Source organism: Oculatella sp. FACHB-28 (genome assembly GCF_014696015.1).
GTDB lineage: Bacteria > Cyanobacteriota > Cyanobacteriia > Elainellales > Elainellaceae > JAAUTN01.
Map to the genome: position 1 here is coordinate 1 of NZ_JACJPJ010000071.1, position 23802 is coordinate 23802.

Sequence of the window (23802 nt, forward strand, 5' to 3'; positions counted from 1 at the left end):
CACCGTAAAACCTTGTGCTACTCCAAATCCCTTGAGATGTTGAAATGTTCACTCCGTTTGCTGCTTCACTATTTGAAGTATCGAGCTATTCCTCTACCTACTTAACCATTACGGTTTCAGCAACGCCTTTTCTGCATCAGTCATTGTTATTGCTCTAGTTGCGTTCAAACTTGTGGGGTAGTGCCTAACTCTTCACCGATCAGGCTTCGCAGTCGTGCCAGTAGTTTTGTTTTCTCCTCCTGATAGGCTTCTGATGCCTCCAATTTGGCGATCGCCTTATCAGTCATGCCCAGATAATCTAACACTCGCTGCTTAGGCTTGGGGCAATCGTCAGTCCAGTAGTTTTTCACTCGATAGTAGTAGAAATAGTCTTTTCGCCCCTCCGAAGTGCACGTGTGAACTCGTTTGCGGCGAATGAAGGACATGCTTCTGTAGTGCCTAACTCGTCATCCATCATAGCAAAAGTTGGGCACAACAAAGAGCTTGCTTAGCCCGATGACGAAGCTGAGCGGAGGCTTTGTCCCGCTTGCGAAACCATTCCCGCGAGAGATTGACCGTTTGGGCAACCTTGCCCAACCATTGTTTGCTGCCATCAACGGTGCCAATGCCCAACGCTGCTCAATAATTTGGCGATCGCCCCTTCCATCTAAACTGCACGACGCTTTTTCCCAGACTGACGAAGACGCTCCCTTCTAAAAATTCTTGCGACACAACCGTACAGGTTTGATTCAGTCAATTGTTTACTGAATCGCCTGGATTTAGTGTCCGTTGCTACTTAATCTCAACCCAATTACACCCAAAACAATCAAGCCGATGGAGATGATTTTGAGAGCGTTAGCTGGTTCTCTAAACCACACAATGCTGACAATGGTAATTAAAGCTGTTCCTAAACCTGCCCATATTGCATAAGCTGTAGTAATTTCCATCTTCTTTAACGCCATCGTTAGGAAGACAAAGCACAGTCCATAAAAGCAAAAGATTAGAATGCTGGGAAGGGTTTTAGTAAAACCCTGTGACAACTTCATGCAGGTAGTTCCAGCAACTTCAGCAATAATAGCCAAGCCCAAATAAAGCCACTGCATGAAATAATTGCCTTGTGATGTTACTAACCAAAACGGAAAACCAGGTCATCTGTTAACGATAGCACCTCACTTCGATTAACTCATGTGCCTCTGCTGTCGTCACCAGTGCTGTTACTCTAATTTCGAGAAGACATTTAGAAATTGCGGATAGCGTCCGAATGAGTGCTTTAAATTAAAGCAGGTTCACGAACATAGGTTGAAGAGTCACCTTTGAGTGCCTGACTCAATTTGCCATCAATGCTTTGTGGGCGATCGCCTACGATGGTGACTCGCTGTACTCGTCGGGGTTGCCCTTCATAGTCATAAATGGCGTAGTGTTGGGTCGATCGATTGTCCCAAAATGCAACATCTCCGACTTGCCACTTCCATCGAACTGTATTTTCTAAACGTGTTACATAGGACTGCAACAGCCGCAGCACATCTTTTGACTCCGTCTCAGATAGCCCCTGGATGCGTTGCACAAATGCGCCAATGAACAATCCCCGTTCACCTGACTCTGGATGTACCCGCACAACAGGGTGCAGGGCTTCATACAAGGTTGAGGTAAATACCTTGTGGTAATCCTTCAGGGCTTCAGAGGGAGTAATGGCAGCGGCAGCATAGTCATAAATATTACTATGGACTGCCCAGAGTTGATCGGCAAGGGTGCGAAGGTGAGTGGGTAAATCTTGATAAGCAGTGGCTGAATTCGCCCAAACGGTATCGCCACCCACAGGAGGAATCTCAACGGCTCGTAAGATAGAACCGAGCGGAGGGCGATCGACAAACGTCACATCCGTGTGCCATTCATTAGAACGGGTGGCTGTGCGTCCATAATCCAGATCCAGGACTTCAGTATGCTCTACCAGCGGAGGCAGGGTGGGATGAGCTGTTGTAATCTCACCAAAGCGACGAGCAAAAGCAACATGTCCGGCTGCATTGAGAGATTGTTGTCGAAAGAAAATGACCTTGTATTTGATCAATGCCTGACGAATCTCTTGAATAAACGTGTCGCTTAGCTCACCACTCAAATCTACGTTAAGAATTTCTGCACCAATCCGTGCGGATACAGGAGAGAGTTCAAAGGTTGTAAAGCTCACAGTTATTTTTTTCCCTCTAAAGAATCATGAGTACAGCGATCGCAGTAGGCAATCGATCGCCCATTAAAAGCAGTGGAAACTCCGGCACTTATAGCGCGTGGGGTTACGATCTAACCGTGGTTGAAAGAACTGGAATCATTAGTGCCCATGTGCCTTATCCGGTTCTCGAATACCAGAAACCAGGCTTTCTCGCACTTCAATAAACTCTTTAGACGAGCGCAAACTTGCAGTGGATTCTTTACCTAGTCGATTGGCAAACGGATTGGTAATATCTTTCACAATTCGACCCGGACGAGCGTGCATCACTAAGAGGCGAGTTGAAAGTAACATTGCTTCTTCAACATCATGAGTGATGAAAAAGATGGTCTTGCCGGTACGATGCCAGATATCTCTTAAGTGAGTCTGCATTGATTCTCGGGTTAGAGCATCAAGCGCACCAAACGGCTCATCCATCAATATCAAGGATGGATTAGCTGCTAATGTACGGGCGATCGCTGCACGCTGCTGCATTCCTCCTGAGAGTTGATAGGGTAACAACCGAGCGGCATAGTCTAGTCCCACCATCTCCAGATAATAGGAAACTCGCTGCCTGCGCTCTTGCTTTGAGATCTGTCGCATTTTGGGTCCAAACTCGACGTTCTTGGCGATCGTCAGCCAGGGAAATAAGTTAGGACGTTGAAAGACAACCCCTACATTTGCATCCGGTTTGGTATGAGCTTTGCCAGATACCGTGACTGTTCCTTGTGTGGGTCGCTGATAGCCCGCCAATGCTCTCAAAAGCGTCGTTTTGCCGCAGCCTGATGACCCTAGAACGCACACAAAATCTCCAGCTTTGATTTCCAGATTGATTGATTTCAACACTTCAACTTGGGCATTTCCCGCTCCAAAGGTCAGCCCTAACTCAGAGATCTGGGCGATCGCCTCACCTCTGACTGCTGGGTTAGAAGGAGAAATCACTGTTTGGGAATAAGCATTCATAGATTTTCTAGCTCAATGATTTAGATGTACAAAATGCGCTCTTGGTAAGCGTCCTGATCAGGTGCAGACGGAATCGCCTTTTGCTCAACCATGAATGCTGCCGTATCTTCCAACGCCTTTGCAGTTGCTCCTGGTTTATCTGATGTACCAAAATACTTGGCATCTTTCTGCTCAGAAGAAGTTAACCAGATAGATTGCTGCGCCTGGATTGCGGCTTCTTCGGGGGCAACTCCCAATTCAGATGCTAGTGCGTTTACAGCCTCATCTGGCTGATCACGATACGTCTGCACTGCCTGGTCAAGCATCGCTACATACTGCTTCAGCACATCAGGATACTGTTGAGCAAACTCGCTCCGCGCCACTGCTACCGTAAAGGTGGCATAGCCTCGCTCTGCCAAATCCTTTGAAGTCGTCAAGATTGTTCCTCCATCCTGCTGAAGCTTTGATAGAGTGGGTTCCCAAACGTAGCCACCATCAATATCTCCGCGTTGCCATGCTGCTAACATATCGGGAGGAACCAGATCTAAAACGGTTAATTCATTTTGCCCGATGCCTTCCAGCTTTAAATAAGACAGTAGTGAGTAGTGACAAGTCGAGCTAGATGGAACAGCAATCTTCTTACCGCGCAGATCAGCCGCAGTCTTAATGGTGTCTCTCACAACTAAAGACTCCGCTTCGCCAATCAGGTCATACAGATAAAAAATATCGTAAGGAATGCCGCTAGAAATTCCAACTGCGGCGGCTGTAGACCCTAATACGCCAAAATCAATCCCTTTTGCAGCCAGCCCTGTATTAACATCTCGACCTGCATCAAACCTGAGATATTCCACTTCCGAGTTGGGAAAGGCTTCCTTTGCTAAACCTAACCCCTTTGCCAACAGCTCAGACCCTGCATAGACCTGATATCCAACCCGAATCTTTTGGGGGGCGGCTGTCCCTGATGCTGAAGATGCAGCGGTTGTCGATTCTGGAGTAGATGATGCTTCAGGAGATTGGCTAGTGCAACTAGAGGCAACCCACGGTAAACTCAAACCCACTAACCCAAACAACACATGTCTTCGTTTCAATGACATAGGAATAACAGTTGAAGAATTGAATACAGCAAATCGCTACTTAGCTATCACGACCAATCCAGGGAAGCTGTGTTCTTTGTACCCAGCGAATTCCAGCATCAATCAGAATGGCAATAATTCCCATAATGATGATGCCGACGAAAATTACATCACTTCGCAAAAATTTGCTGGCGTCTAACACCATCCAGCCAATTCCAGACACCGCAGCGACCATTTCTGCTGCTACCAGGGTTGAGTAAGCAACACCGATCGCAGTCCGCAATCCTGTAAATATTTCTGGCAAACACGATGGCAAAATCACGTAAAAAAACAACTGCCACCCTTCTGCACCCAGTGAACGGGCTCCATTAATGCGATCGAGAGAAATTCGTTGTACTCCCGAAATCACTGCTAGAAATAGTGGTGCAAATGCTGCCAGAAACAGCAGGGCTATCTTTGAAGGGTTTTCAATGCCCAGCCAGATAACTAAAAGTGTGTAATAGGCAAGGGGGGGTAGCGGTCGGTAAAACTCAATGATTGGGTCAAGCGCAGCTCGGATCGGACTAAAGAAACCGCATAACATACCCAGGGGGATTGCAGTTGCGATCGCCAGCACCAAAGCGACTCCCAACCGATACATACTCTGGTAAATGTGAAAAAACAGAGAGCTTCCCTTGTACCCATCCCTTAGGATTTCTACAAATGCAGACCAAACTGCTAGCGGAGTGGGTAGAAAAAGAGGATCAACCCACTCTAAAGCAGTGGTCAGGTACCAGACGAATAGAATCACCAACACCGAAGTAAGAGAAATAAATCCCTCTGTGGTCGAGAGCTTCCTTAAAAGCGCCCAGTATTGAGAACCAACGCCACGGTTAATACCGGACGGAGCATTCCTCTGCTGACTCGTTTTGAGCACCATAAAGAGTAAATCAAGCAGTGAAGTGTAGTATGCCATTAAAATACTACGGTTTGTCGCCCGATTTTAAGTAGTTTTAAAAGCTTAATGTTTGCTTCGGTATGGAGCCGCCTGAAAACGACCCTTGTGGCATCTGCGGAGCAGCACGCCTATCAAAGCGGCAGAGCCATTTATTCAGATTAAGCATGGGATGCTCTCGAACTACTTGATTGAGCAACTCAAGCACCCATCCATTCCAATGTCCCTTGCGTAAGTCTTAATTTGTTCTAGTTCAGTGGTTTTGTCTCCCGAAAACCCCTGGTAGACACTCTAGCGAATTAGACAACTCTCTTGCGCGAGTGAAGAAGCCTCTGCTACTAACACAACCTCGCCTTGTGCATCAACCCGCCATCCTTGTGCTTCTGCAATTGAGCTAGGCACATCTGTTGCAGAGCTACGAGAATCATCAGGAGAAGCCGCTAATTGAACAGGTGACTGCACGTCATCTAATACATTACTGCCGCTCAACGGTTCATAAGGACTGGTTGGCAAGCCACCCCTGCCACTGCTAATAAATCGGCTAGTAGCGCGATCGCCTCCCCCCCCACAGGCTTGGCTGATTTCTGTTGTTACAGGAGCATCAGGCAGCTCAACAGTTCCCTGGCTAGGATCAACGTCAGGAGTTGTGATAATGACCTGACCACTTAATGCAGGATTAACCTGCGAAATGGCAGTAATGTCATTGCTGGGTAAACGCTGCGGGTCCAGTTCAGTTGGATCATCGGTTTCCAACAGTGTTTCAAGTTCTGTTCTACTGCGAGGTGCTAAGCCTAAAATACTTTGAGATGTAATGCTGACTTCACCTCCTGAACCGGCAAAAGCATTCGCAGTAATGTCACTGTTTTCTGAAGGGACAGCCACAATAAAGTCAGCATTAATCGTGATATTGCCACCACTACTATCATTTAGTGCTCGGGCAGAGATAAGGCTGCGATCGCGCATCAGCAGGATATCTAAGTCTTGTAAAACAATATTTGCACCGCTTCCTGCTTGAGTTTGTGCTGTTAGCTCTCCCTCATCCAAAAGAACAGATCCAGCACTAATTGACAAATTACCTGCCGCTCCCAAGTCGTCCCCTTCCACCGTCACTTCTGCTCCATCTCGAACTATCAACTCCCCGGTTGTAATCCTGACATCCCCCGCTTCTCCAGACCCCGTAGACTCAGCAGACAAAGTACTGCGAGCTTCCCCAGTCGTGCCTTCTACTAGGATGAAATCAGTAGCCTGCACATCCAGAAAACCACCTTGACCTTGACCTCGAGTACGAACTTGAACAATCGCTCCATCTTGAACGGTCAATTCTCTGGTTGTTACTGTTACTCTTCCGGCGCTGCCAGTACCGTTAGGTCCGGCGTTAGAATTTAGACTACTGCGAGAGCTTCCATTGACTCCGATCAGCTGGATAGAATCAGCAACTACCTCTAGTTCTCCTGCCTGTCCATCACCCCGAGTCGTCGTTGTAATAATCCCTCCGTCTTCAGCAATCAATCTCCTGGTCTGAATTCTTAAATCTCCGGCATCGCCTACGCTGCCAGCTTCAGTACGCGTACTCAGTTCACTACAGTTTGCAGGAATACAGCCCGTGACTTCTACCTCTGTCGCCTGTATATTCAAACTTCCAGCGTCTCCCGCTCCTCGGGCTTCCGTAAAAATCCTTCCTCCATCGCGGATGCTTAACCTCCCAGTTTCAATAGAGATATGGCCTCCATTTCCCGAACCCAGAGCGGTTGCAGATATAAAACCGTTATCATTTAGCACCCTTACAAAATCAGTAGTTTGCACCGTCACGTTGCCTGAATTAACTTCTGCTCCAGTTCCAGTTAATAGCCGAGACCGATCTAGAGTCAGGGATTCAGCTTGAATATCGATATCACCTCCAGTGGTTGAGACTTCGCTTCCACTCGTAATTGCTACTGCACCTGTAGAATTGAACCTAAAGTTTCCGAGCTGATTATCGTTTAATTCATTACTGATGCAGAAAGTTTGTCCAGTTGAAAGGCAACTTGCTCTAATCACTGAATTGTGAGCATTAATTTCGATACTGCCTCCCCCAGCATCTGCAAGAATCACCCGAGATCCGTCGATTATAAATACGTTTGCTCGGGCAATGCCCGTCGGAAAGACTAGGTGGAGTTGGCTATTCACAAACTGTAAATCTACGACTCCTGGTTCTGCGAGTCCACCTAACTCAATGCGACCACCTGGAGCTATGAGAACGCTACTAGTTAACCTAACGTCACCTCCTACCAGTACTAAAGCTTCACCTGGCTGTACCTGTAGTCCATCAACTGCTTCACCTATATCGTCAATTCTTCCAGCTTGATGGATGATACTTTGGGGTGCCCTGCCAAATTGCAAACCGATCGGAAGGTTCACAACTAGAGTGGGAATAGGTTGGGGAGCAGTAGTACTGAACTCCCAATCGTCAAACTGTAAGCTGTCTGCTGTACTTGCCAGAAATGAGCCTCTGGTATCTAGCTTTGCATTTTCTCCAAATAAGATTCCATTGGGGTTGAGCAAAAATAGATCGGCAGTACCCAATGCACTGGGAGAGCCTACACCTAACGTCCCTAAAATCTCAGAACGGTCATTTCCTGTGATTCGGCTCAGGATATGGGTGATTCCAGACGGATTTTCGAAGTAGACACTGCGGTTCTCAGGAATATTGAACTCGAAGAAGCTATGGAAAAGAATGCTTCCTCGCTGAGTGCCGCCTCGAATTTGATTTATTGAAGGGGCGAGCGATTCAACTTGCGTCTCCAAATTGCGATCTGGGGCAGTATCAGGGGTGAGATTAGATTGAGCAAAGGCACAATGTTTAAATAAGGTAAGCACCCAAACCAGGATTACAGAACTTGCTAATCCAAGCCTCCAAATCTGCAACCACCTACGCTGAAACATAAAATCACTTCATCTTTTGCAATCTCTAAGATGCGATCGCTCCAATGCTTCGCGCCCAAATTTCAAATGTACTTATAAGAATCTTAAATAACATAAGTACAATAAAAGCCGTAGTTTACTTCAGAAAAGTTAATTTTGCTGATATAAGTTGGACTGCTTAAAAACTGAGTTCTGAAATTTATTTCAACCAATCTTTATAGAATCTTTAAACAATCACTTATTACCGGATTAATCAATCGAAGTAGTTTTCAAATACAGCGTTGCTCAATCCAGGTATGAATTGTATGCTGCGCGGATAGGTTACTCCCGCTACAACTCATCCTTCAGACCAGCAAGACTAATTATTGCCGTTGCGAATAACAACTTACTGATAAAGTTTCAGTAAACGTATTGTTGACCTCCAGAGGAACATGTCAGTATTTACACAGATATGAAGTGTGTTGGTACTGCAAGCAAGACAGTTAGAAAAAAGGCGCCGTTAAAGATTCTCAACGATTGCATCAATTCCTGATTTCAGCATTGATTGCATCAGCAGAGAAATGAAGCATTGTAAATTTACTAACTTTAAGGAGGCAAAGGCTCTATGAATTTCAAGTCTACTTTAATCTGTCTTGGGTTGATTGCTGGTAGTACTGTGGCTTTACCTACTGAAGCTCAAGCAATAGCCCTTTCTATTAACAGCAATACTGCCACAAAGTCAGTAACCTTTGATGAACCTATTGTAATTGATTCTATTCAAATACTTACGCCTAGAAGCGGTGTTACGGCTGTTGCGTGTCTTCCTGGACTACGATGCACTTTTAGTGCAGGTGGAAGAATTAGTAGTAGACCTTCTACCCTCACTCCAAGGGCTAGGTACAACAATCCTTTTGGTGGCGCTAGTGTTAAAAGGTTAATACTAAGAGCGAGATCGGGCTCGTCTTTTCGAGTCAAAGTTAGGACAGTACCTGAGCCTTCTACTGTACTAGGTACGTTAGTGGTCGGTACGCTTGGTGCAAGTCTATTGCAGAATCGCAAACAGCGACAAACTCAATAAAATCTGGCTTTTGCTAGCCTTCTGTATAAATTGTGGTGCAGCTCCGTTGCACCACAATTTACGTTGTTAAAGCAGATGTGTTGACGGGTAGGGCAAGCATTCATTATCTCTACGACAAGGTGAATATTGCTCCTCTTACACTGCCTGAGCCTCTACATCTTGAAAGTTGATGGAGTTCCGCCATGCTTGGGGTGAGGTATTGTGAAACTGACGAAATTGACGAATGAAGTAGCTGACATCTGCATAGCCAACTATTTCAGCAACCTGACTGACGGAGTGAGCTGTATTCACTAGCAGTTTACGAGCCTCGGCCATTCGCCGTTCGGTAATCCACTGTTTTACCGTTCGCCCCGTTTGACTTTGCACCAGGTTAGTCAAATAGGCAGGAGAATAACCTGCGGTTTGAGCTACATCGGTGAGGCTAATGGACTGGTGATAGTGCGCTTCAATAAAGCGAAATACTTTAGCTAGTTTGGGGTTGTTCGGGAAAATGGATTTAGGGTTTGCTGGAGCAGCGTTTGTCGCAGATAGAGATTCGAGCTGAGGGTTGGCGTACCAGTGTTTCAGGGTTTCCTGGCGTTGCAGACGAGTGGCGATCGCCAGCAAAAACTGTTCCACGGTACAGGGCTTAGTTAGGTAATCATCTGCTCCCAATTCCATTCCTCGTCGCAGGTTGGTCATGGTCACTTTGGCGGTCAAAAAGATAAAGGGAATGACTGCTGTGGAGGAGTTTTGGCGCAGGGTAGAGAGGACAGTGTAACCATCCACATCGGGCATCATGATGTCACACACGATCAGGTCGGGTAAGTGAGTTTGCGCGAGCTTCATTCCGGCTAACCCACTTTCAGCACCTAATGCGAAGAAACCCTCAAACGACAAACATTTCAAAAAGATATCTCGCGTTTGCGTTTCATCTTCAATCACAAGAATCTTTTTCATTCTATCCTTATCTCAATGCTCAAAAACAGCACGAGTTAGCCTCATGAAGCCTGCTCTGAGTGCAGATCTAAGGAGGCTACAGTTACGTTTTTCCTGCATCTATATCTAAATATTTTTTAGATAGGTTTTATGTGTAATGCACTACAGTATGATTGGAGCGCAGCGGTTATCCCTTTGGCGAAGTATGAAGAAATTGCCCTGATACAAAGCTGGTATAAGTTTATCTGTTTCAAGTCTGTTCACTATAAATCTGACTGTTCACAACCTACTCAATTAGCTAACCCTTTAATTAAACTATGCGGCAATATTACTGGCTGTCCTCCTCACCGCTATCTTCTAACCCATCTCTATCTTCTGATTCACTGTCTTCTGACTTATCTGATGCACCGATTTGCTTAGAAGCATCTACGGATGCCAGTGTAGATCTAGAGAACCTGCGCCGCCAGCATCAGCTCATTTTGAATGCCATTGGTGAAGGGGTGTATGGCGTAGATTTGCAGGGCAACGCCACTTTTGTCAATCCGGCGGACGCTCAAATGATTGACTGGGAGATTCACGAGCTAATTGGCAAGTCTATGCATGATGTCTTGCATCACTCCAAACGCGACCATACTCCTTACCCTAAACAGACCTGTCCAATTTATGCAGCCTTTAAAGATGGCGCTGTGCACCGGGTTACAGATGAAGTATTTTGGCGAAAGGATGGCACCAGTTTTCCAGTGGAATATATCAGCACACCTATGCGTGACGAACAGGGAAAACTGATTGGGGCCGTCGTCACCTTTCAAGACATCACACAGCGCAAATGGGCAGAGGCAGTTTTACACCGTGCCAACGAAGAATTAGAACTTAAAGTGAGAGAACGTACGGCTGAACTCTATCAAGCCAATGAGCAGTTAAAGGAGTTAAGTGAGTTGCGATCGCGCGTTGTGTCAATGGTTTGCCATGAGTTTCGCAATCCGCTCAACAACATTTTGCTGTCGGTTTCTTCTCTAGGAAGGTACGACACTCACTTATCGGCTGAACAAAAGACAAACTATCTGCTGGGTATCGAAGAAAATGTAGAGCGTATGACCCAGATGATTGACGCAATTTTAGTCATTGGCAAGGTTGAGGCTAAGCGAATCGAAATCCAGCCCAGCCAAGTTGAGCTTGTGCAGTTTTGTCGCAATCTTGTCTCGGAGATGAATTACGGCAGCAGCGGTCATCAAATCGAGTTCATCTGCCGCAACAAAGCCATCCCTGCAAAACTGGACGAGAAACTGCTGCGATCGATTCTAACTAATATCTTGTCCAACTCTGTGCAATACTCACCGCCGCAGAGCAGCATTCGGTTTCGCCTATCGCGACAAAAGCAGCAGGTGATCTTTCAAGTCAAAGACCGAGGAATCGGCATTCCGCCTGAAGACCAGCCTTACCTGTTTGAGCCGTTTCACCGAGGTAGGAACGTCAGCAACATCCCCGGAACCGGGCTGGGGCTGAATATTGTGAAGCGATTTGTGGATTTACAGCAGGGCACGATCGAAGTTGAAAGTCAACTTGGAGTGGGCACGACCTTTACAGTTATCTTGGACGCGGAGCGGCGATCGCTAGCTGCTCCTGAAGTTGTGGAGTAGGGGCGATCGCCGACGTCCTGTGTATTCAGGGTCAAGGCACCGAGACTAGAAAACCTGAAGCGCTCAGGCTGCAAGCACTTCGTCTGTGCAGGTCAAAACTTCAATTAGTGCATCAAGATTGTCTGCAATCAAAGCCTGGATTTCATTATCCTGACTGGGCAAGTTGGCAAACAAACGTTTGATTTCCTCGATCTCTGTCGAAGAGAGAGCATTCAGTTGGGCTTGTAGTTTCAGAGGAATCTGCATAAGAAGTGACCGATCAGGTGGTTGCTATAACTTAAGCATCGCTAATCGGTACTTCATTCGCAATCAGCCAAAATCCGTAAATAGTTGCCAAGATTTTGGGCTTCGACTCAATCTTTAGGTTTAGGGCGTGGCGATCGCTGCATCCTATGCCTCAAAGAGCGTTAAGTTCCTGCCTGAAATTCTTTTAGGAATCTGATTTAGCAGGTTCGATAGGAATCTGATCGTTGGGTTTTATCTTCTCCTCGTCCCCTTTCCATTGGTTCAGAATATCTTCGACTAAAACTTCTTTTAACCAAATCTGCACTACAACCAGCAGGGGTACTGCCAAAAATAGTCCTAAGAAGCCAAAAAAGATGGAGGAAACGACTACGGCCAACACGGTAAACAACGGTAGCAGAGATGCTTCGTGCTTCATTAGTAGAGGCACCAACACCAAGCTTTCAAACTGTTGAATCAGGAGATATAGGATAATGACAGCGCCCGCCTTCCAAGGTGTGTCAAGTAATGCCAGCAGCGTTGGCGGAGCGATGCTCAGTGTAGGTCCAATATTGGGAATAAATTCTAGTAAACCGGCTATGAGCGCGTTCACAAGCGGCAACGGCACTCCCAGAATGAGTAGACCAATATAGCTCACAACGGCAATGGTAAGCATTGCCAGCAAAGTCCCCCGGCTCCAGCCCACCAGTGATTGTTCACACTTGTCCAAAATTTCGTCAACCCGCCGACGATAGAAGGCTGGAAACGCCAGCACAAACACCCGTCGATACTGCAACGGATCGAGCAACAGCATGATCGTGATTGCTAGAAACAGCAGCAAACTTATGACAGCGCTGACTGAGTTGCTGACCAATAGCCAAAAGTTACCCAACAAGCGACTAGTCCAGTTCTGCAAATTTTGCAGCAGCGCACTGATACTGCGATTGTCTTCTAATATCTGCCCTGGAATCCGCTCTTGTAGCCACTCATATCCTGCCCGCAGTTGCTCAATCCCTTCTGGCAAAAGGGCGGTGAACTGCTGCACCTGATCACCGATTTTAGGCACAATCACCAAAAAGAAACCGGCTAAAGTGACAAACAGAATCAATAATGTGATGGCGATCGCAATTCCCCGCTTGACTCCGCTCATTTGCAGTCGCCGCACAACCCGATTTAACACCGTTGCGAAGACTGCCGCCCCAAACACGAGCAAAAGCACTTGACGAATGCGCCACATGATGTAAAGCGAGATCAAAAGGGCGATTACGCTGATCCATTGCCCTAAACGCACAAATTCGCCTCCTAAATCGCTTGAGCAGATGGAGTAACTTTAATCCGTTTCAAGCGGGTCGGCGTCCTCCTTAAGAGCGTAAGTCAGGCAAAACCTGAGGGCGTGTGCAGTACTCTAAATTTGCTTACTTCTGAGAATAGTTTGCAATAAGGCAAAGAGAATAGTAATCTGAAGACGGTTTTATTTTTTTCATTTCTCGTCGAATTTTGCTCGCCCTTATGCCAGAAACGTTCCTACGTGGCTCTATCAATTAGCAATCGCCCTTAATCCGCAATCCAGAATAAAGTCAATGACGATTACGCTTTCTCAATACGATTATCGGGCACTGTTTCAGGATGCAGAAGAAAATGCCCCTACTACTGACGAATTTGATACGGTCTGGAAGTACCCTGAGCAGTTGGGGCAGGGATATTGGCGCGAGATTCAATTGCGGGATGGGTTAGAACTGGCGATCGCTCATTATCAATTGCACGACTCGATCGTGATGCAGTTGCCAGAGCGAGAGCATCCCTTAGAATATACCTTTCACCTTTCTGGTGGTCATACAAATCAGGGAAGTTCTGCTCGTGCTGGGCAATACTCTCTCTACGGCAGTGGCTTAGCTCCCGCTGAACTTACAGAATGGTCTGATACTAAGCAGGTTGATGTGAATGTTCACATCGATCCAGAGCTATTCACAACCTGGCTAGGTCAAACTTCAGCCTCTCTTCCACAAGAGTTGCAGCATTTAATTAAATCTTCTCCACAAATTTATCATGTTTGCTCTGGTACCACGACAGGAGCAATGCAAACAGCACTCCAACAAATTCTTCAATGCCCGTTTCAAGGCATCACCAAACGAATGTATCTGGAGAGCAAAGTTTGGGAACTGATGGCTCTATTAATAGAGCAAGAGTTAAAACGACATGAGACGACAAAAAGTATCTATCCTACTCACTCATTAAAGCCTGACGATGTCGATCGGATTCACCAGGCCAGAAATATTCTATTGCAGCGACTTGACAACCCACCTTCACTGATTGAGTTGGCGCGACAAGTGGGTCTTAATGACTGCACGCTCAAGCGGGGATTCCGTCAGGTGTTTGGCACGACAGCTTTTGGATGTTTGCACGAGCATCGCCTAGAGCAAGCCCGACAGCTTCTGGAAGAACGTCGATTGAACATCTCTGAAATTGCTCAATCCATTGGGTTTGCCAACCGCAGCTACTTTGCAGCGGCTTTTCGCAAACGGTTTGGGGTAACTCCCAGGGCGTATCTATCGAGAGATAGGAATTCCGCCTAACGTTCAAAAAATTCCGGGTAGCAGTCAGAGCGATCGCTAATATACCCACATTTACCAGTATCTTACTGAGAAGAATTCTTATTTACCTGAATAGAACAGTGGTGTGTGGCGTAGTGTTAAGACCAATTCAGCAATCGGCATTTCTAACATTTGCGTTAGTTCTAATGACTTCTCCTGCCTGGGCAGAGGCTAATTTTTCTGATGAAGAGAGGGAACGATCGGCAGCAGCAGAAGCAGAAACTCAAGAAGAATCAGTTGCAACAAGCGATATTCCTCAATTAAGTGAACTCGACCGTCCAGCAACAACCCTTTCAGAATGGGTCGCTCAATCTACAGCCGCACCTGTACCCATTACGGGAGTGCAGTTAAATTCAACGCCACAGGGATTGGAATTACAGTTGGAAACAACTGGGGTGCCTCAACCTGCCGCACCGTCTGTTGTTGGAAATGCGTTAATTGTCAATATTGATAATGCAACATTGGAATTACCCGATGGAGATGAATTTCAGGCATCTAATCCGGTTGAAGGCGTTGCTCTAATCGCCATTACCTCTTTACCTAATAATCGTGTGCGCGTTGCGATCACAGGTTCAGAAGCACCTCCAACAGTCGAAGTTGTAGAAGGGCAGGGGTTGCTGTTTAGCATTGCTCCAGAGGCAGAGACAGCAGAAGGAACAGAGACAGAAGCGATCCAGATCGTAGCGACGGATGAGCAGGATGACGGCTATAACCCGTCAAACTCCAGTACGGCAACGGGCACGAATACTCCTCTGCGCGACATTCCACTCTCGATTCAGGTGATTCCACAAGAAGTGCTTGAAGACCGAAACGTTGCTGAAGTAGGAGATGCACTTGAAACAGCAGGGAGTGTAGTTTCAGTAGGTGGACGAGGGACCAGCGTATTTGGGCCAGGTTTTCTGATTCGAGGCTTTCCATCTGACAACGGCATCTTTCGAGATGGCATTGCTACTTTTTCACTAGCCCCGTCCAGCACAATTGATCTAGAACGGGTTGAAGTTTTGAGAGGTCCGGCTTCTGTGCTGTTTGGTCAAGGAGAACCGGGCGGTATCATCAACCTGGTTTCTAAGAGACCCTTAAGTGAGCCGTTTTACTCAGCCTCATTCACCGCAGGTAGTTTTGACACTTATCGCGGCGCTCTAGATTTCTCCGGACCTTTGAATGAGGCGAGCACTGTTCGATATCGGCTAAATTTAGGCTATGAGAACTACGGCAGTTTTCGCGATTTTGTCGATGGAGAAAGATTAGTTATTTCTCCTATTCTCACGTGGGATATTGGGGAAAATACTTCTCTTGATTTGTATGGTCAATACGTTAGAAATCAGGAGACAGTTGATGAAGGGATTCCCGCATTTGGCAATGGGATTCTGGACGTTCCACGCGATCGCTTCTTTGGTGAAGACTTTGGTGAGTTTGAGCAAGAGCAGTTTAGTCTGGGCTACAGGCTCAATCACCAATTCAATGACGCACTCTCTGTAAGACACACGCTGCAATATTTGCAGTACGAACCAGAACGATATTACCCATCCTTTGACTCATTCGATGAGGCGACTGGAGAACTTTCTCGCCTCGAATACTTTGCGGGTGGCTCATATCGACGATTCTTCACCAACGCTGAGGCGATCGCCGAGTTCAACACAGGTTCGATCGAGCATCAGGTACTAGCAGGAGTTGAATATCGCCATGATGCAGAAGCTCCAGAGTTTCAATTCAGCAATCTCTACACACCGATTAATGTATTTGATCCAGTTTACACCAGAGATCCTTACGATATTAAGCCCGAGTTTTTCCGAGATGACAACATCGATACGATCAGCGTTTATCTGCAAGACCAGGTTGAACTTCTGCCTAACCTAAATCTACTGGCAGGCGTTCGCTATGATTCTGCTGACCAATTTCGCACCACTCAAAATCTAGATGAACCTAGATCAGAATTTGAGCAAACCGATAGTGAGTTTAGCCCTCGATTTGGCATCGTTTATCAACCGGTTGAGTCGATCTCGCTCTATGCTTCTTACACTCGCTCGTTTAATCCCTCCTTTGGAGCCAGCCGCAATGCGGATGCTTCAACCTTTGAGCCAGAAACAGGGCGACAGTTTGAAGTGGGAATGAAAGCCGATTTGTCAGACCAACTGAGTCTAACCCTGGCTGCTTTTGATATTCGCCGACAAAATGTTAGTAATCCTGATCCCGACGATCCTGATTTCTCGCTTCAAACAGGCGAAGTCGCTAGTCGCGGTATTGAACTGGGCTTGGGCGGAGAAATCTCATCAGGTTGGGATATTACGGCTGCCTACACTTACCTAGATGCTTATGTGAGTCAGGATACCCGCCCTACAGTGGGTAATAATTTGGCTAACGTTCCTGATCATCAGTTCAGCCTATGGACAACCTACGAAATTCAGCAAGGTGATTTAGAAGGACTAGGATTTGGTCTAGGGTTTCTGTATCTGAGCGATCGCTTCGGTGATTTAGACAATACTTTCACCATTCCCAGCTTTTTCCGAACGGATGCTGCTGTGTTTTATCGGCGGAACAATTGGCGTGCTCAGTTAAACATTGAAAATCTGTTTGACATTGAGTACTTCACATCGGCAAACTTTGACTCTCGATTAGGAGTTAACCCGGGTGCGCCTTTAACCGTATTGGGGACAATCACAGTAGAGTTCTAATGGTAGAAATGATGCCTAAGTGGAGACGTTGGAGAATGCTGGTGCTGGTGCTGCTAACGCTAGGATTAGTAGCTGCTTGCCAGGGAGGTTCTTCAACCGACAGGTCGGGAGCAATCACAGAAAACTGCACTTCAGTAGAACATGTAGCTGGGATAACCTGTGTACCCAATTCATTTGAGCGATTAGTCACGCTAGACTCTGTCACCTTTGAAGCTGCGATCGCAGTGGACCTTAAACCCACTGCGACCGTTTTCTCTAACCTTTCATCCCACTTAGGCAATCAACTGAATAACGTTGAGAACATTGGTCAATTCGGGGGACCCAGTTTAGAGAAAGTGATTGAACTCAATCCCGATCTGATCGTGGGCGTAGATTCTTACCAAACGATTTATGCTCAAACATCACAAATAGCGCCAACCGTTCTGTTCAAATTTGAGCATAGCGGTCAGTGGAAAGAGTTTTTTCAAACTGTGAGTGAAGCGTTGGGACGAGGAGATGTCGCCCAGAAGGTAATGGCAGACTACTCTAAAAGGTTGGAGGAGTTTAAAGCTGCAATGGGCGATCGCCAACCCAAAGTTTCTGTTATCAGAATTTATCCCAACAGCATCAATCTTTACCTGCGAGATTCCTTTCCTGGCACTGTTTTGCAAGATGCTGGGCTAGCCCGTCCCCCTGCTCAAGACTTGGGTGCAGAGGAAGCTCAACGCTCTGCCAATAACCCAATTCAACAGGCGATTAGCCGCGAGTTGTTGAGTCAGGCAGATGGAGATGTCTTGTTTGTTTGGACGGCAGAAAATGAGGCTGAGGCAAATCAGGAAGCCCAGAAAAAGCTAGAGGAGTTGCAGAATGATTCCCTCTGGAAAACACTTAATGTTGTGCAAAACAACAAAGTGTATCTCGTTCCAAGCTATTGGATTGGCAGTGGACCTCTAGCCGCCAATGCAATCGTTGATGACCTGTTTAAGTACCTCATTGAAGCACCCTAACCATGACAAAACATACGCTGTTTGTTTGTAGAACATGTAGTGCGACGATCGCCCATGATGATGTCACCGACGACACCATTACAGAGGGAGTTTTGTTACTTAAACAGTTACAGGAATTGAATCTGACCGAACTGAATGTGCAATCAGTAGGGTGTTTATGGACGTGCGATCGCCCCTGCTCTGTTACTTTTGCCTGTTCTGGCAAATACACCTATCACTTTGTTGATCTGCACCATGCCGAGTTTGTATCTGAATTGCAGCAGTTTAGCGAACTCTACCAGAATAGCGCTGACGGATATGTGAAACCGCCCAAAATGCCAGGAGAGTTGCGATCGCGCTTGCTAGTTAGAGTTCCACCCTTGCCGGAACCTTGAAGGAAAGATGCAATCACTATAGTAGATCTCCTCGTGCGTGAAATAGCCTAGAACCGACCCTTAGACAGTTGTTCGATGCTCAATCAACTCGTTAAAAATAGAGAAATGCTATGAAGATCAGGAGTTTAAACGATGAGTACACAGCAGAAGCATCCGGATGACAGCGCTATCACTCCTTTAGGGGAAGATCAGCAAAACGTGAGAATGCTTGGAATTGATGGCAATCGCCCGATTGATGGCAGCGATCTTCAGGTACAGAACGTTTTACCAGTAGATGGCAATCGTCCGATCGTTTTTGATGACCTTGATGTACGCGACACCCTCGAAGTGGATGGCAGTCGTCCAATTACAGCCAGTCCAATAGAGACTGATAAGACCTTGGGGATTGATGGTAATCGCCCAATTACTCCTAGCAATTTTGATGTGAAAGAAGTTGTCCACGAAGATGGCAGACGACCAATTGAAACAAATGAAGTTCAAGTTCTCAAAACGCTTCCAGTGGATGGCGATCGCCCAATCACTTCAAATAACCCAGAAACTCCGGATATGATCCGCGACTATATTGACTAGGCAGATACTCAACTCTTACCATTGCCTCCTTGTATCCGCTCTCATAGCAAAATCACAAGACTTACGCAACTATTTGCGCTCTAGTATAGCCATTCGTAATCCTAGCCCAATCAAAACACTTCCTGAAGTCAGCAATTCGCGGTTGTCAGGTTAAGCGATCGCCTAGCCTACCTGCAAAATGACCAATCATTCCATAAATTAGTAAGCACAGAGTTGTAAAGGAGAGTCCATAAATTAGCATCTGTAAGGCCACATACCCGATCTGAGCATCTACAAATTGAGGCAGAAATGCCACGAAAAGTAGAATGCCTTTAGGATTAAGAATGCTAGTAATCATCCTTTCCTATCTGAGATGCGTCACACACAATGCAGTCATTGTGAATAGGTTAACGTTTTTTTCAGCTTCCTACTATTGGGCAATTTAGACTAGGCATTTGCACTAGTCATCTTCCAACGATAGAAGTTTCTCATCCAAATCCTTGACATAAGGCTGTACTAGATCTTCTGGGACAATGCGTTTGCGGAGCGCATCGCTCACGGCTCCTTTTTCTGCAAGAAGCAGTCGTCGTCGAACTGCATCTAGCCCACTGCGATCGCTCTGCAATTCACCTGCTCGATGCTGATTATGAAAATCTCGCAGCACTCGTTCTGATTGTGCCACTCGCGCTTGATAAGATGCCCACAGTTCCTCGTAAACTGCCTTGGGTAGCACACCTGATTTTAGTAAACTATCCAATTCATCTTGAGCTGCTTTAGCTGCGATCAACTGGATCTGCAACTTTCCCATCTCCTGCATTATCTCAGAAGCATGGCTAATGTTAAGGCGTTTGATTATCCAGGGTATGACTAATCCTTGTATCACCAGAGAAAATAAAACGGCACCAAACACCAATTCAATAATGAGATCTCGTCCAGTTAAAGTGAGGGGAATCGCAACGGCTAGCGCCATTGAAAGAGAACCTTTGATATTCCCTAAGACTAGAACGTGCTGCCATCGTAGTGGAATAGGACGATCAAATCTTCGTAGTCCTGCTAGCAGTAAATAAACTGAGAGAATCCGTCCCAGTTGGTATGCCAAAATCACAAGTAGAATCGATGGCAAAATTCTCCAGAGTGTGGCTGGATTAATCTCGATACCAATCAGCAGAAAAATAAATGTGTTGACTCCAAAACCTGCATATTCCCAAAAGCTCAGCAGAGTAATGCGATCAGATGCAGAGGAACTTCGAGGTAGCCCCAGACTGCCGAAAACCAGTCCCGCGATGACTACAGCCACCGCACCCGATACGCCCAAAAATTGCCCGATCTGAAAGGTTCCCAATGCTAGAGCGACCGTCAGCAAGAGACTACTTAACGGGTCATTCAAGCGAACAAATATGGGTAGGCTCAAGTAGCCTAAAATGGCACCCACTAGTCCCCCGCCCAAAGAAACAACAAGCAGTTCCTTCACACCTTGCACAGCCGTGAGTGAACCTGTTGTATAAATAACTAAAATCAAGTTGAAAGAAATCAGGGCAGCCGCATCATTAAACAGGGTTTCTCCCTCGACAATGGTGGATAGTCGAGAAGGCACACGGATTTCCTTAAAGACTGCAATCATTGAGACTGTATCGGTATTTGCTAGAATCACTCCGATCAGCAGCGCAGGAATCCAGCCCAGCCCCAAACCATACTTCACGATCGCTGCAATGATTGCCGAAGATAAGATTGATCCTGGTCCTGCTAAAAGGGCGATCGGCTTGAAGGTACTGCGGAGACGGCTGACATCGGTATTGATTGCCGCTTCAAAAATCAAAATTGGCAGGAAAAGATTGAGAACTAGAGAGGGGTCTAACCCAATCCGATGCGAGAGAACCTCTGTAATGGGTAACCCTGCCAGCACTAACCCTGTTACATAGGGAATTTGCAACCGCTGAGTCACCAGAGCAACCACCGTTGCGATCATAAGCAAAATAATCAGAACAATGACCAGTTCAGGAATGCTGCCTGCCGCTTGACCGCTTTCAACAGGGCTGTTGCTTAACGGATTTTGTTGCGCGACCATCCACTCCATTGCCGATCCTCCCATAAGTCGCTATTCCCTGAATTCAAAGGTTAACTACTGTTTGAGTCTACAGGAATTCCCACTGTGCTTGAAGGATCAACGCTGCATCAGAGTAATGAGGTGAATGTTAATGGGGTTGAAACATCATCTGTGTTTTGCTTGGGTGATTGTGGCGATCGCGCTTGTTTCTTGCTCAACTCAATCTACCCCACAGAAGCAACGAACCATTAGAGAGCGTGAAACGTCGCTAAGGGAAGTCACGTTAGATGAGACAAAAGTGGTAATGGGGCAAACCGTATAGGTCCCTGTGTATTCACACATTTATCATTACAATAGCCCCTAGAAACGAGATAAGTATTGAGAAAATTTTTCATTAATGATAGGCTTCTTGGTGTAAGCTCGTTTTCCCTTTCTCACTTACCTAGAAACAATGGCGATCGCCCTTTCTCAAAGTGACTACTGGAATTTGGTTCAGAAGAATATAGCCGATGAGCAAACTGCATCTACCCCCGATTCGGCTGACATCACCTGGCACTATTCAGCCCAGTTGGGGCACGGTTCTATTCGAGAAATTCGGCTGCGTGAGGGGTTAGTTTTAGCAATCGCCGACTACCAACTTCACCAGGATTTGATTGTTGAGGTGCCTGAACGTGAACACCCGCTGGAATATGAATTTACGGTTGTTCAAGAGCATCCTCAACAGTCTTGTTTTTCAGAGCATTACTTCTTTTCGGGAGGTGGTTTGGCTGAAAGCAGCATCCATGAGGATGTTTCGGGTTGGCAGGTTCTCGACGTGAGTTTTCATCTGGAGCCAGAGTTGTTTCGGTTGTGGATGGGCGATCGCCTCGAATATGCACCCCCGCTGAGGGAATTGGTGAATCCCTTGAAACAAGACCGCTATACCTATGAGGCAACTCCGACGATGGCAATGCGAGCTGTCGTGCAGCAAGTTCTCAACTGCCCTTACACAGATATGACCCGGCAGATTTACCTGGAGAGCAAAGTTTGGGAACTGGTGTCCCTCCATCTGGAACAAATGCTGCATCCGCTCCAAAACCCGCCTCAACCGTCCTTTAAGCCCGATGATATTGATCGACTTCACCATGCCAGGAAAATTCTGTCGCAACACCTCAATAATCCACCCTCACTTAAAGGTTTAGCTCGTCAAGTCGGGTTAAATGAGTTCACGCTAAAGCAAGGCTTCCGCACTATTTTTGGCACTACTGTCTTTGGCTGCTTACACCACTACCGCATGGAACGAGCCAGAGCATTGCTGGAAGCTGGAAGCTTGAACGTGAGCGAAGTTGCTCGTGAAGTGGGGTTTGCTAACCGAGGCTATTTTGCGGCTGCCTTTCGCAAAAAATTTGGCACTAATCCTAAAGCCTATTCGCTTGTTGCTAAGCAGCAGGTAGGTTAAAAAATTCCTGTTAGTGATCAAAAAATTCCCGCTGTTGATCAAAGCGATCGCTCACACGTTCAATCTTACCTGTAAGCTATTTGAGAATTATTTGCAGATAAGCAAATGCAAAACGAAGTAAGGGAATCGCCTGGTTCTTCAGGTCTGATTTCCTTTCCCTGGTGTTGGCGTGTAGAGGCATGATGAATCAATTACAGCGATCGATTTTTGTGGCAACGGTGCTGTCAGTTTGCTGTGTCCAATCGGCATGGGCAGAAGTCAATTCAGAAGATTTAGAAGTTGGGAATTCTGGAGGCATCAATTCTTTAGAACAGGTGGGTGCAACCAGCAGCATTCCTCAAATCAGTGAGTTAGAACCTTCTGCAACAACTGTTGATGAGTGGATTACCCAAATTGCTCAGTCCTCCATTGTTGAAATTACTGGAATACAGGTGAATCCGTCGGATTCTGGACTCGAAGTAACCCTGGAAATAACCGGAACGCAGCCAACACCGTCTACATCTGTTGTCGGAAATGCATTGATCATCAATATCCCTGATGCGGTGTTATTTTTTATCTGATGCAGATGAGTTTCAACAGTCTAATCCGGCAGAGGGAATTGCGCTAATCAGTGCAACAAACTTACCCAATAACCGCGTGTGAGTAGCCATTACTGGAGCAGATGCACCTCCAACAGTCTCCATCAACGGAGTAGACCAAAATTTAATATTAAGTATCACTTCAAATGCCCAAAGCATTGGGGCAACTGAAGAGGACGCTATTCAAGTAGTAGTAACGGATGAGCAGGAGGAAGGGTACATTGTGGATAATTCCACGACTGCAACCCGGACTGATACGCCCATTCTAGAAGTTCCTGGTTCGATTCAGGTAGTTCCACAGCAGGTGATTCAAGAGCAGAACGCACTACGATTACCTGATATTTTTCGTAACGTGAGCGGGATTGGAGAAGAAGGCGGATTTGGTGATGCGCTGGATCAGTTCAACATTCGAGGGTTTACGGCAACGGGTCAAATATTTCGCAATGGAATTCGGGTGCCCAATGTTTTTTCGCCCCTAGTTGAAACAGAAAATTTGGAGCGGGTTGAAATTCTAAAGGGGCCCGCATCGGTGTTGTGTGGTGCACTTGAGCCAGGCGGCATTATCAATTTAGTGACTATGGTTACAGCTCAATGCAGTAGACTTCCTGCATGAATCAAGAGGCATGTGCCAATTCATAGTTGAGTAAGCCAGCAATCAGGTTCAAGCGCAAGCCAAACCGTTTTCTGCGGTTGCGATAACGTCCTGCAAA

At 46.4% G+C, this 23802-nt stretch carries 23 protein-coding genes and 2 pseudogenes; 12 read left to right on the forward strand and 13 right to left on the reverse strand.

What is annotated here, in order from left to right; genetic code table 11:
• Nucleotides 1-105, forward strand: a pseudogene (locus H6F88_RS15800) (IS1 family transposase); the annotation flags it as partial.
• A gap of 59 nt (nucleotides 106-164) precedes the next feature.
• On the opposite strand, the gene H6F88_RS15805 reads toward H6F88_RS15800, so the two are convergent.
• Nucleotides 165-425, reverse strand: coding sequence for a hypothetical protein (locus tag H6F88_RS15805; protein WP_190643718.1), 261 nt, complete (start codon nucleotides 423-425; stop codon nucleotides 165-167).
• Between the two features lie 70 nt (nucleotides 426-495).
• Here H6F88_RS15805 and H6F88_RS15810 point away from each other — a divergent pair, with 70 nt between their 5' ends.
• Nucleotides 496-696 (forward strand): hypothetical protein, encoded by a 201-nt coding sequence (locus H6F88_RS15810; protein ID WP_190643719.1) that lies wholly within the window; start codon nucleotides 496-498, stop codon nucleotides 694-696.
• A gap of 62 nt (nucleotides 697-758) precedes the next feature.
• Here the strand turns inward: H6F88_RS15810 and H6F88_RS15815 are convergent, their stop codons facing one another.
• From H6F88_RS15815 to H6F88_RS15850, 7 genes are all read right to left on the reverse strand, one after another.
• Nucleotides 759-1082 (reverse strand): multidrug efflux SMR transporter, encoded by a 324-nt coding sequence (locus H6F88_RS15815; RefSeq protein WP_190643720.1) that lies wholly within the window; start codon nucleotides 1080-1082, stop codon nucleotides 759-761.
• Nucleotides 1083-1249: 167 nt separating this feature from the next.
• Complete coding sequence (locus H6F88_RS15820) at nucleotides 1250-2161, reverse strand: TauD/TfdA family dioxygenase (protein ID WP_190643721.1); 912 nt, start codon at nucleotides 2159-2161, stop codon at nucleotides 1250-1252.
• Nucleotides 2162-2299: 138 nt separating this feature from the next.
• Complete coding sequence (locus H6F88_RS15825) at nucleotides 2300-3139, reverse strand: ABC transporter ATP-binding protein (RefSeq protein ID WP_190643722.1); 840 nt, start codon at nucleotides 3137-3139, stop codon at nucleotides 2300-2302.
• A gap of 20 nt (nucleotides 3140-3159) precedes the next feature.
• A complete protein-coding gene (locus H6F88_RS15830) occupies nucleotides 3160-4212 on the reverse strand; it encodes an ABC transporter substrate-binding protein (protein ID WP_190643723.1) in 1053 nt (350 codons plus the stop codon).
• Between the two features lie 40 nt (nucleotides 4213-4252).
• The gene (locus H6F88_RS15835) at nucleotides 4253-5146 is read right to left on the reverse strand and encodes an ABC transporter permease subunit (protein ID WP_199333634.1); all 894 of its coding nucleotides are present in this window, start codon (nucleotides 5144-5146) and stop codon (nucleotides 4253-4255) included.
• A gap of 270 nt (nucleotides 5147-5416) precedes the next feature.
• Nucleotides 5417-8047 (reverse strand): S-layer family protein, encoded by a 2631-nt coding sequence (locus H6F88_RS15840; protein WP_190643724.1) that lies wholly within the window; start codon nucleotides 8045-8047, stop codon nucleotides 5417-5419.
• A gap of 1171 nt (nucleotides 8048-9218) precedes the next feature.
• Complete coding sequence (locus H6F88_RS15850; RefSeq protein ID WP_190643726.1) at nucleotides 9219-10022, reverse strand: helix-turn-helix domain-containing protein; 804 nt, start codon at nucleotides 10020-10022, stop codon at nucleotides 9219-9221.
• Between the two features lie 296 nt (nucleotides 10023-10318).
• On the opposite strand from H6F88_RS15850, the gene H6F88_RS15855 reads away from it, so the two are divergent.
• The gene (locus H6F88_RS15855) at nucleotides 10319-11638 is read left to right on the forward strand and encodes an ATP-binding protein (protein WP_190643727.1); all 1320 of its coding nucleotides are present in this window, start codon (nucleotides 10319-10321) and stop codon (nucleotides 11636-11638) included.
• A gap of 63 nt (nucleotides 11639-11701) precedes the next feature.
• Here H6F88_RS15855 and H6F88_RS15860 read toward each other — a convergent pair whose 3' ends face one another.
• Both H6F88_RS15860 and H6F88_RS15865 read right to left on the reverse strand, forming a co-directional pair.
• Nucleotides 11702-11884 carry a hypothetical protein gene (locus H6F88_RS15860; RefSeq protein WP_190643728.1) on the reverse strand — a complete coding sequence of 61 codons (183 nt, stop codon included), beginning with the start codon at nucleotides 11882-11884 and terminating at the stop codon, nucleotides 11702-11704.
• A gap of 184 nt (nucleotides 11885-12068) precedes the next feature.
• Nucleotides 12069-13151, reverse strand: coding sequence for an AI-2E family transporter (locus tag H6F88_RS15865; RefSeq protein ID WP_190643729.1), 1083 nt, complete (start codon nucleotides 13149-13151; stop codon nucleotides 12069-12071).
• A gap of 289 nt (nucleotides 13152-13440) precedes the next feature.
• Between H6F88_RS15865 and H6F88_RS15870 the strand changes: the two genes are divergently transcribed.
• The 5 genes from H6F88_RS15870 to H6F88_RS15890 all read left to right on the forward strand — a co-directional run bounded on the left by H6F88_RS15870 (nucleotide 13441) and on the right by H6F88_RS15890 (nucleotide 19053).
• The gene (locus tag H6F88_RS15870) at nucleotides 13441-14433 is read left to right on the forward strand and encodes an AraC family transcriptional regulator (protein WP_190643730.1); all 993 of its coding nucleotides are present in this window, start codon (nucleotides 13441-13443) and stop codon (nucleotides 14431-14433) included.
• A gap of 164 nt (nucleotides 14434-14597) precedes the next feature.
• On the forward strand, nucleotides 14598-17123 hold the full coding sequence (locus H6F88_RS15875) for a TonB-dependent siderophore receptor (protein WP_190643731.1): 2526 nt from the start codon (nucleotides 14598-14600) through the stop codon (nucleotides 17121-17123).
• Nucleotides 17123-18109, forward strand: a complete 987-nt coding sequence (locus H6F88_RS15880; RefSeq protein WP_199333635.1) for an iron-siderophore ABC transporter substrate-binding protein — start codon at nucleotides 17123-17125, stop codon at nucleotides 18107-18109. Before H6F88_RS15875 ends, H6F88_RS15880 begins: the two co-directional genes overlap by 1 nt.
• 2 nt (nucleotides 18110-18111) lie before the next feature.
• Nucleotides 18112-18483, forward strand: a complete 372-nt coding sequence (locus H6F88_RS15885; protein ID WP_190643732.1) for a DUF1636 domain-containing protein — start codon at nucleotides 18112-18114, stop codon at nucleotides 18481-18483.
• A 132-nt stretch (nucleotides 18484-18615) separates the two neighbouring features.
• Nucleotides 18616-19053: a hypothetical protein gene (locus H6F88_RS15890; protein ID WP_199333636.1), complete on the forward strand. Its 438-nt coding sequence runs from the start codon at nucleotides 18616-18618 to the stop codon at nucleotides 19051-19053.
• Nucleotides 19054-19198: 145 nt separating this feature from the next.
• Here the strand turns inward: H6F88_RS15890 and H6F88_RS15895 are convergent, their stop codons facing one another.
• Both H6F88_RS15895 and H6F88_RS15900 read right to left on the reverse strand, forming a co-directional pair.
• A complete protein-coding gene (locus tag H6F88_RS15895; RefSeq protein ID WP_190643733.1) occupies nucleotides 19199-19390 on the reverse strand; it encodes a hypothetical protein in 192 nt (63 codons plus the stop codon).
• Between the two features lie 102 nt (nucleotides 19391-19492).
• Nucleotides 19493-21097 (reverse strand): sodium:proton antiporter, encoded by a 1605-nt coding sequence (locus H6F88_RS15900; RefSeq protein WP_347277705.1) that lies wholly within the window; start codon nucleotides 21095-21097, stop codon nucleotides 19493-19495.
• Between the two features lie 130 nt (nucleotides 21098-21227).
• Between H6F88_RS15900 and H6F88_RS15905 the strand changes: the two genes are divergently transcribed.
• The 4 genes from H6F88_RS15905 to H6F88_RS15920 all read left to right on the forward strand — a co-directional run bounded on the left by H6F88_RS15905 (nucleotide 21228) and on the right by H6F88_RS15920 (nucleotide 23705).
• Nucleotides 21228-21398 (forward strand): hypothetical protein, encoded by a 171-nt coding sequence (locus H6F88_RS15905; protein ID WP_190643735.1) that lies wholly within the window; start codon nucleotides 21228-21230, stop codon nucleotides 21396-21398.
• Between the two features lie 129 nt (nucleotides 21399-21527).
• Complete coding sequence (locus H6F88_RS15910; protein WP_190643736.1) at nucleotides 21528-22514, forward strand: AraC family transcriptional regulator; 987 nt, start codon at nucleotides 21528-21530, stop codon at nucleotides 22512-22514.
• A 179-nt stretch (nucleotides 22515-22693) separates the two neighbouring features.
• A complete protein-coding gene (locus H6F88_RS15915) occupies nucleotides 22694-23074 on the forward strand; it encodes a hypothetical protein (protein WP_190643737.1) in 381 nt (126 codons plus the stop codon).
• 241 nt (nucleotides 23075-23315) lie between these two features.
• Entirely contained in the window at nucleotides 23316-23705 is a 390-nt protein-coding gene (locus H6F88_RS15920) for a TonB-dependent receptor plug domain-containing protein (RefSeq protein WP_190643738.1), read from the forward strand.
• A gap of 1 nt (nucleotide 23706) precedes the next feature.
• On the opposite strand, the pseudogene H6F88_RS15925 reads toward H6F88_RS15920, so the two are convergent.
• Nucleotides 23707-23802, reverse strand: a pseudogene (locus H6F88_RS15925) (IS5/IS1182 family transposase); the annotation flags it as partial.